Origin of the sequence: Streptomyces laculatispora (assembly GCF_017353455.1) — a bacterium.
Taxonomy (GTDB): Bacteria; Actinomycetota; Actinomycetes; order Streptomycetales; family Streptomycetaceae; genus Streptomyces; species Streptomyces laculatispora.
Map to the genome: position 1 here is coordinate 1 of NZ_JAFMPZ010000310.1, position 7,931 is coordinate 7,931.

Annotated in this window: 5 protein-coding genes; 1 reads left to right on the plus strand and 4 read right to left on the minus strand. The window is 73.4% G+C overall.

Annotated features, from left to right (window positions below):
- Positions 1-124 precede the first annotated feature (124 nt).
- The 4 genes from J1C73_RS17060 to J1C73_RS17075 form a co-directional block, all read right to left on the minus strand.
- Positions 125-2,368: a serine/threonine-protein kinase gene (locus tag J1C73_RS17060; RefSeq protein WP_307797712.1), complete on the minus strand. Its 2,244-nt coding sequence runs from the start codon at positions 2,366-2,368 to the stop codon at positions 125-127.
- Positions 2,365-4,821, minus strand: a complete 2,457-nt coding sequence (locus J1C73_RS17065; RefSeq protein ID WP_207317136.1) for a serine/threonine-protein kinase — start codon at positions 4,819-4,821, stop codon at positions 2,365-2,367. Before J1C73_RS17065 ends, J1C73_RS17060 begins: the two co-directional genes overlap by 4 nt.
- A gap of 215 nt (positions 4,822-5,036) precedes the next feature.
- Positions 5,037-5,996: a methylmalonyl Co-A mutase-associated GTPase MeaB gene (gene meaB, locus J1C73_RS17070; protein ID WP_207317137.1), complete on the minus strand. Its 960-nt coding sequence runs from the start codon at positions 5,994-5,996 to the stop codon at positions 5,037-5,039.
- Positions 5,997-6,042: 46 nt separating this feature from the next.
- Complete coding sequence (locus tag J1C73_RS17075; RefSeq protein WP_207317138.1) at positions 6,043-7,245, minus strand: acetyl-CoA C-acetyltransferase; 1,203 nt, start codon at positions 7,243-7,245, stop codon at positions 6,043-6,045.
- A 134-nt stretch (positions 7,246-7,379) separates the two neighbouring features.
- Here J1C73_RS17075 and mce point away from each other — a divergent pair, with 134 nt between their 5' ends.
- Positions 7,380-7,808, plus strand: a complete 429-nt coding sequence (mce, locus tag J1C73_RS17080) for a methylmalonyl-CoA epimerase (RefSeq protein ID WP_207317139.1) — start codon at positions 7,380-7,382, stop codon at positions 7,806-7,808.
- Positions 7,809-7,931: the final 123 nt, after the last annotated feature.

Sequence of the window (7,931 nt, forward strand, 5' to 3'; positions counted from 1 at the left end):
TCCGGCACGCGCACCTGCCGTGTTGTCGTCGGTCGCCCATGCTCCGCACTGACTCCCTCCTCCGCCTTGCATCTGCACGCACCGGACCCCGCTCCCTGATCCAGCCTGATCCAAACGAAAGACCCTAGGGGACGTAACCGGAGACGACCGTGCCGTCGTCGAAGGTGAGGAACACGACGTCACCGACGGCCAGCAGCTGCGGCGGGCCCTCGGGCGGGTAGGGGACGCCGGTGTACCCGGTGGTGTTCGTCGGCTCCCCGTCCGTCCGCCGGTACGTGCCCACCCCCGAGGCCCTGGCCGCGAGGATCCGGTCCCCCGCCACCGACGGAATGCCGCCCTGGTAGACCGGGTTCCCCGACCACTTCGGACGGCCGTCGGCCACGTCGAAGGCGTGCAGGCGATCGTCGCTGTCGATCACCACGGTTCCGTCGTCGGTCAGCGCCACCGGGTATCGGACCGCGATCCCCTCGGCGATGATCCGGTGTGCCCGGGGCCGGGTCACGTCGTTCATGACGGCGACTCCCCTCCCCACCGCCCGGCAGACCAGCAGGCGGCCCTTGAGCGCCGGGTCCCGGCAGGGGAAGTCGTTCACGGAGAGCTGCTCCTGCACGGTGCCCGTCGGCCCGTCGAGGATCCGGGTGTCTCCCGCGACCACGACCAGCCGCCCGTCGTCGGCGACCAGGGTGGGCCGGGTCCCGGCGTAGGGCTTGTTCCACAGTTCGCCCCGGTCGCCCGTGAGCCGGCGGGCGGCCAGCCTGCCGGTGGCCGGGGTGCCGCCGCGGGTGACGTAGTAGAGGGTGCCGCCGTCCTGGACGGCGGCCGAGCCGGTGTGCCCGGCGGGCAGTTTCGCGCGCCACTGCTCCCGGCCGTCCGTGATCCGGTAGCCGACCAGGGCGTGGCCGACGAACGCGTACACGGTCCCCTTGGTGAAGCCGGCGACGACGGCAGCCGTGGCGCCCTGTGCCCCCTCCGGGGTCCGCCAGCGCTGTTCGCCGTCGGCCGCGTCGAGCGCGGTGACCCCCTTCGATCCTCCGCACAGCAGCGCCGACTCGGCGAGGCTGCAGCCGCCCGCGGCGCCCTCGACCGTGGCCTGCCACGCCTTCCAGCCCGCGGGCCGGACGGACTGATCGGTTGCGGCCTTGCCGAAGTCCCCGGTCCGGCCGCTGTCGGCCCGGGGAAGCGCGCGAACGCCGACGGCCCCGGCGGCGTGGGACGGACCGGCGCCGGGACCCGTGGACCGGGCGCCGCCCCCCGGGTCACCGCCCCGGGGGGCGGGGTCCGGCCAGAGCGCATGGCCCAACAGCAGGCAGACCGTGACCGCCAGGGCCACCAGCACCACCTGAAGCGTCCGGCGGCGGCCCGCCGGCGCGTCCGTCCCGGCCCCGGGCGCAGTGGCGGCGGCGAGTGGCGGGCGGGGCGGCAGTGGCGGCACGGCGGGCGCGGGCTCGGGAGCGGGCTCGGCCGGTGCCGAGTCGGCGCACGCCCTGGCCGCCCGCTCGTGTTCGGCCTGCTGGGCCCGTACCCCCGGTGTCCAGGGGAACGGGGCGGACGGCTGCTTGGGGAGCAGCAGAGCGGCCAGCTCCCGCGGGGCGGGGCGCTCCTCGGGCCGCGTATCGAGGCACCGGGTGATCACCTCGCGCAACGGCGAGGGCACACCGGAGAGTTCGGCCTCCCCGCAGGCGATCCGGAAGATCACCGCCGCCATGTCGGAGTCGTCGAACGGGCCGCGGCCCGCGGCCGCGAACGCCAGCACCGCGCCCAGACAGAACACGTCGGAGGCGGGCACCAGCGCCGACGAGCCGTTGACGTGCTCGGGCGAGATGTATCCGGGGCTGCCGACCACGACACCGGTACGGGTCAGCTGCGTGGCGTCGAAGGCCTGGGCGATGCCGAAGTCGATCACCTTGGGCCCGTCGGGGCCCAGGAGCACGTTGCCCGGTTTGAGGTCGCGGTGCAGCACCCGTACGGCGTGCATGTCGGCGAGCGCCAGGGCCAGGCCGGCGCCCATGGCCCGCACCACCTGCTCGGGCAGCGGCCCGCCCCGGGCCACCGCCTCGGCGAGGGAGGGGCCCGGAACGTACTCGGTGGCGAGCCAGGGAATCCGGCCCGTCGAGTCACCCCCGACGAACGCGGCGGTGCGGGGGCTGCGCACGGCGGCCGCCGCCTCGGTCTCCCGCCGGAACCGGACACGGAACCCGTCGTCCAGGTCGAGTTCGGCCCGTACGGTCTTCAGAGCGACAAGTCCTCCGGCGGGATCCCCGGCCGGCCGGGCCAGGTACACCTCGCCCATGCCGCCCGCGCCGAGCAGGCCGAGAATCCGGTAGGGGCCGATCCGTGTCCGGGTGCCGGGGGCCAGGCGTTCGATCACGAGGCGGACGCGCCGGGCAGCGGGACGGAGAACACCCTGCCGCCGTGGTGAATGACGTAGACGGCTCCGCCGACCGGCAGGACCTCCGGCGGCAGCACCTCGTCGGACATGAGGAGCCCCCACTGGAGCGTGTCGTAGTCCTTGCGCAGTTCGGGCCCGGGCGCCCCCTTGAGCACGGTGGTGCGCAGCGGACCGGGCTTGGACCCGTTGTGCAGGGCGACGCTGTACAGGCTGGTGCTGTCCGCCCACACCAGGGTGTCCGCGACGATCATCGGGGACGAGACCGCGTTGATGCGGCTGCTGAACGATCTCCGGTCCAGCGGATAGCGGGCGAGGGCTGCGCCGTCGTCCCGCCGGGCCAGGACGATCTCCGGGTCGATGTCGTCCTCCTCCCAGGGGCGGGCGCCCCGGACCAGGACGACCACGTGATCGTCCACGGCGACGAGCCCGGCCCCGTCGGTGAGTTCGTCCGGCAGCGGGATCTCACCGGCGGATTCGAGCGAGGGGGTGCCGAGCCGCTGGACGGCCATGTGCTCGCCCTCGGCGGAGTACGTGTACGCGGCGCAGTAGACGTGCGGGGCGCGGACGAGCGCGTCGTGGCACTGGGAGGTCTGCTCGCCCGTCGCGCGGCCGAGCTCCGCGCCGTCCTCGGTGCGCAGGGCGCGCAGCCCGCCCTGGCCGAGCAGGTAGAGCGTCTTGTCCCTGGTGGCCAGCGGCCAGAAGTCGTACTCCTCGACCTTCGCGAGGTCCTCGCCCACCAGCGGTCTGCGCCACTTCTCCTTACCGGTGGCGAGGTCGAACCCTGCGATCCGGGCGCCTTGCGGGGTGGGGCCGACAGCCGCGAAGACCAATCCGTCGGCCACCAGCGGTGCGCTCTCGAAGCCGTGGGCGGAACCAGCGCGGGTCTCCCAACGGACCTTCCCGGTACGGGAGTCCAGCGAGACGAGCCGGTCTCCGGAGGCGAGCAGGACCTGATCGCCGTAGACCGCGGGCCGGGTAGATCCGGACGGCATGAAGACCTGCCCCGTGGGGCTGATGCGGGCGCCGGTCTCATCGGCGTCCAGTCGGGCCGAGTAGTCCCACAGCTTCTTTCCGTCGGACGGCGAGAGCGCCTCGTACGAGCCGGCCGTGTTGCGGCAGACCAGCACGTCCCGGCCCGCCGCGCAGCCGAACGGATGCCCGGTCATCCTGCTCCGCCAGGGGTGCCACCCGGCCGGGCGGACGTCGCGGCCGTACGGGACGGTGCCGGAGCCCTCCCGGCCGCCCTGGGCGTCGATGCCGGCGAGCACCGCGGCCGGCTTCTTCGGATCGCCGTCGCCGCCCTCGTCGCCGCCACGCAGCGCCAGCAGGCCGCCGGTCGCGGCTCCGAGCAGGGCGAGCGCGACGAGGGCCGCCACGAGGTTGCGGCGCCGCCGGGAGCGCGCAGGCTCGCCCAGCCCCGGCCCCTGGGTGGGCACCACATGCAGACCTGGCGCGAAATCCGTCCCCCGCGTGGGAAGTTGATGGGGCGCCGCCCGGCTCCCGGTGGCCGCCTCGGTGGGTGTGTAGCCCGGCAGCAGCGGCCCGTCCAGCGCGCTGACCCGGTCCAGCTCCCGTCCGTACTCCGCGATCTGCCCGCCCACCGGGGCGGGCCACTCGGCGGCGGCGCCCGGGGTGAGCCGGCCGGCCAGTTCGGCGGCCGCGGGGCGGGCGGCGGGGTCGGCGCTCAGGCAGTCCTCCAGGACCGCGCGCAGCCCCTCGGGCACCTCCTCCAGGTCGGCCTCGACGTACTTGACCCGGTAGAGGACCGCGGCGACGGGTCCGTCCCCGAACGGATCGCGGCCGGTGGCGGCGAAGCAGAGCACGGAGGCGAGGCAGAAGACGTCGGAGGCCGCGACGACGCGTCCGCTGCCCGCCACGTGCTCCGGCGACATGAAGGCGGGGCTGCCGACCATCCGGCTGGTGGTGGTGAGCGGGGTGCTGCCGGCGTCCCGGGCGATCCCGAAGTCGATGAGGCGCGGACCGTCGGCGGCGAGCATCACGTTGCCGGGCTTGACATCGCGGTGGACGATGCCCGCCGCGTGGACGGCCGCCAGGGCGCGGGCGAGTCCGGCGCCCAGCATCCGCACCTCGGCCTCGTCCATCGCGCCCGCCCCCCGGACGGCGGCGGACAGGGTGGGTCCGGCGACGTACTCGGTGGCGAGCCAGGGCACTTCGGCGTCGGCGTCCCCGTCGAGCAGCGACGCGAGGCGGGGCCCGGTGACGGACCGGGCGACGGTGATCTCGCGGCGGAAGCGGTCGCGGAAGCCGGGGTCCCCCGCCACGTCGCGGCGGACGGTCTTGACGGCGGCCGGGCCGGACCCGTCACCCCGGTCGCCGAGGAAGACCTCCCCCATGCCGCCCGCGCCGAGCCGGGCCCGTATCGCGTACGGGCCAATCCGTCTGGGCGAGTCCTCCCGCAGCGGACCCAGCATGTGTCGCTCCCCCCTGGCACGCATGACACGTGACCGGCGGCAATCGTGTCACGGACGGGGCGGGTGCGGCAGGGCGGAAGGACGTGAACGGCGCACTCCCGTCCCATGACTGACGTGTTGTCAGCCATGGGACGGGAGTGCGCCGCCTCCGGGTCCGGCCGGGGCCCGTTCCCGGTGCGGCCCGCACGCCGCACCGGGAACGGGGGAGGAACCGCTCAGCCCTCCCCGGTCAGCCCCGCCACCAGTTCGTCCGCCGCCGTGTACGGGTCGAGCCGACCCGCCACGATGCGCTCCGCGAGAGCGCCGAGGCGGCGGTCGCCGTGCAGGTCGCCGATGCGTTCGCGGAGCCGGGTGACCGCGATCGTCTCGACCTCGTGGGCGGCGCGGGACGCGCGCCGCTCGGCGAGCACTCCGTGCTCCTCCATCCACGCCCGGTGCTTCTCCAGCGCCTCGACGACCTCGTCGATGCCCTCGCCCCGGGCGGCGACCGTCTTCACGATCGGCGGCCGCCAGTCACCGGGGCCCCGGGACGCCCCGAGGCCCAGCATGTGGTTGAGCTCGCGGGCGGTGGCGTCCGCACCGTCCCGGTCGGCCTTGTTGACCACGTACACATCGCCGATCTCCAGGATTCCGGCCTTGGCCGCCTGGATGCCGTCGCCCATACCGGGGGCGAGCAGGACGACGGAGGTGTCGGCCTGGGAGGCGATCTCCACCTCCGACTGGCCGACGCCCACGGTCTCCACCAGGATCACGTCGCAGCCGGCCGCGTCCAGCACCCGGATCGCCTGCGGCGCCGACCAGGCGAGGCCGCCCAGATGTCCGCGGGTGGCCATGGAGCGGATGTAGACGCCCGGATCGGAGGCGTGGTCCGACATCCGGACCCGGTCGCCGAGCAGCGCGCCGCCGGAGAAGGGCGACGACGGGTCGACGGCGAGCACGGCGACCCGCTTGCCCTGCCGCCGGTACGCGGAGACGAGCGCCGACGTGGATGTCGACTTGCCGACACCGGGCGAGCCGGTCAGGCCGACCACATAGGCGTTGCCCGCCAGCGGCGCCAGGGCCGCCATCACCTCGCGCAGCTGCGGCGATGCCCCCTCCACCAGGGAGATGAGCCGGGCCACGGCCCGCGGCCTGCCCTCGCGGGCCTGCTCCACCAGGGTGGGGACGTCCACCATCACCGCTTTGTCTCCTCGCTCGCTGCGTGTTTCTGCGTACTACGTGCTACTTGCCCGGAACGCGGAGGATCAGCGCATCGCCCTGACCGCCGCCGCCGCACAGCGCCGCCGCTCCGGTGCCGCCGCCGCGCCGCTTCAGCTCCAGCGCCAGGTGCAGCACCACGCGGGCGCCGGACATCCCGATCGGGTGACCGAGCGCGATGGCGCCACCGTTGACGTTGACCTTGTCGGAGGTCACGCCGAGGTCCTTCATGGACTGGACGGCGACGGCCGCGAACGCCTCGTTGATCTCGATGAGGTCGAGGTCCTCGACGCCGATGCCCTCCTTCTTGAGGGCGTGCCGGATCGCGTTGGACGGCTGGGACTGGAGCGAGTTGTCCGGGCCCGCCACATTGCCGTGGGCGCCGATCTCGGCGATCCAGTCCAGGCCCAGCGCCTCGGCCTTGGCCTTGCTCATGACGACGACCGCGGCGGCGCCGTCGGAGATCTGCGAGGAGGTGCCCGCGGTGATCGTGCCGTCCTTGGCGAAGGCGGGGCGCAGCTTGCCGAGGGACTCCGCGGTCGTCTCGGCCCGGATGCCCTCGTCCTTGGAGAAGAGGACCGGGTCGCCCTTGCGCTGCGGGATCTCGACCGGGGTGATCTCGGCCTCGAAGAGGCCGTTCTTCTGGGCGGCGGCGGCCCGCTGGTGGGACTGGGCGCCGATCTCGTCCTGGGCCGCGCGGTCCAGGCCGAGGCGGGTGTTGTGCTTCTCGGTGGACTCACCCATCGGGATGTTCTCGTAGGCGTCGGTCAGGCCGTCGTGCGCCATGGAGTCGAGCATCTCGATCGCGCCGTACTTGTGGCCCTCGCGCGACTTCGGGAGCAGGTGCGGGGCGTTCGTCATGGACTCCTGGCCGCCGGCCACGACGATGTCGAACTCACCGGCGCGGATCAGCTGGTCGGCCAGCGCGATGGCGTCGAGCCCGGAGAGGCACACCTTGTTGACGGTGAGCGCCGGAACGTTCATCGGGATGCCCGCCTTGACCGCGGCCTGCCGTGCCGGCATCTGCCCTGCCCCGGCCTGCAGCACCTGGCCCATGATCACGTACTCGACCTGGTCGCCGCCGATGCCGGCCCGCTCCAGCGCCGCCTTGATGGCGAAGGCTCCGAGGTCGGCCCCGGAGAAGCTCTTCAGCGAGCCGAGGAGGCGGCCCATGGGCGTACGGGCGCCCGCGACGATCACAGAGGTGGTACCGGTCGTTCCTGACATGAGGCGCAGCCCCTTGGATTGGTTGTGAACGAGGGTTTACTTGAATGTACTGAGCGGTACCGCCTCCGTCATCCGGCAGCGGGTGTGATCGCGCGCACGTTGCGTAACCATCCGCGGAGCGCTGCACTGGTCCCATGCTGACGCGAATCGACCACATCGGGATCGCCTGTTTCGACCTCGACGCCACTGTCGAGTTCTACCGCTCGACCTACGGGTTCGAGGTCTTCCACTCCGAGACCAACGAGGAGCAGTGCGTACGCGAGGCCATGCTCAAGATCAACGAGACGTCGGACGGCGGCGCCTCCTACCTCCAGCTGCTGGAACCGACCCGCGAGGACTCCGCCGTCGGCAAGTGGCTGGCCAAGAACGGCGAGGGCGTGCACCACATCGCCTTCGGTACGGCCGACGTGGACGCGGACGCCGCGGACATCCGGGAGAAGGGTGTCAGGGTGCTGTACGACGAGCCCAGGACGGGTTCGATGGGGTCCCGGATCACCTTCCTGCACCCCAAGGACTGCCATGGCGTCCTCACCGAACTGGTCACGTCCCGGACGGAGCACTGACCGGGGGGATACCTGGCCCGGTAGAGTGGGCTGTTCCGGGCCGGGGCCGGGTCGGGGCCGCGCCGCGTCCTCAGCCGTTGATCTGTCACCATTCCCCGGGGGACCGTTCGCCGGCGAACGGTA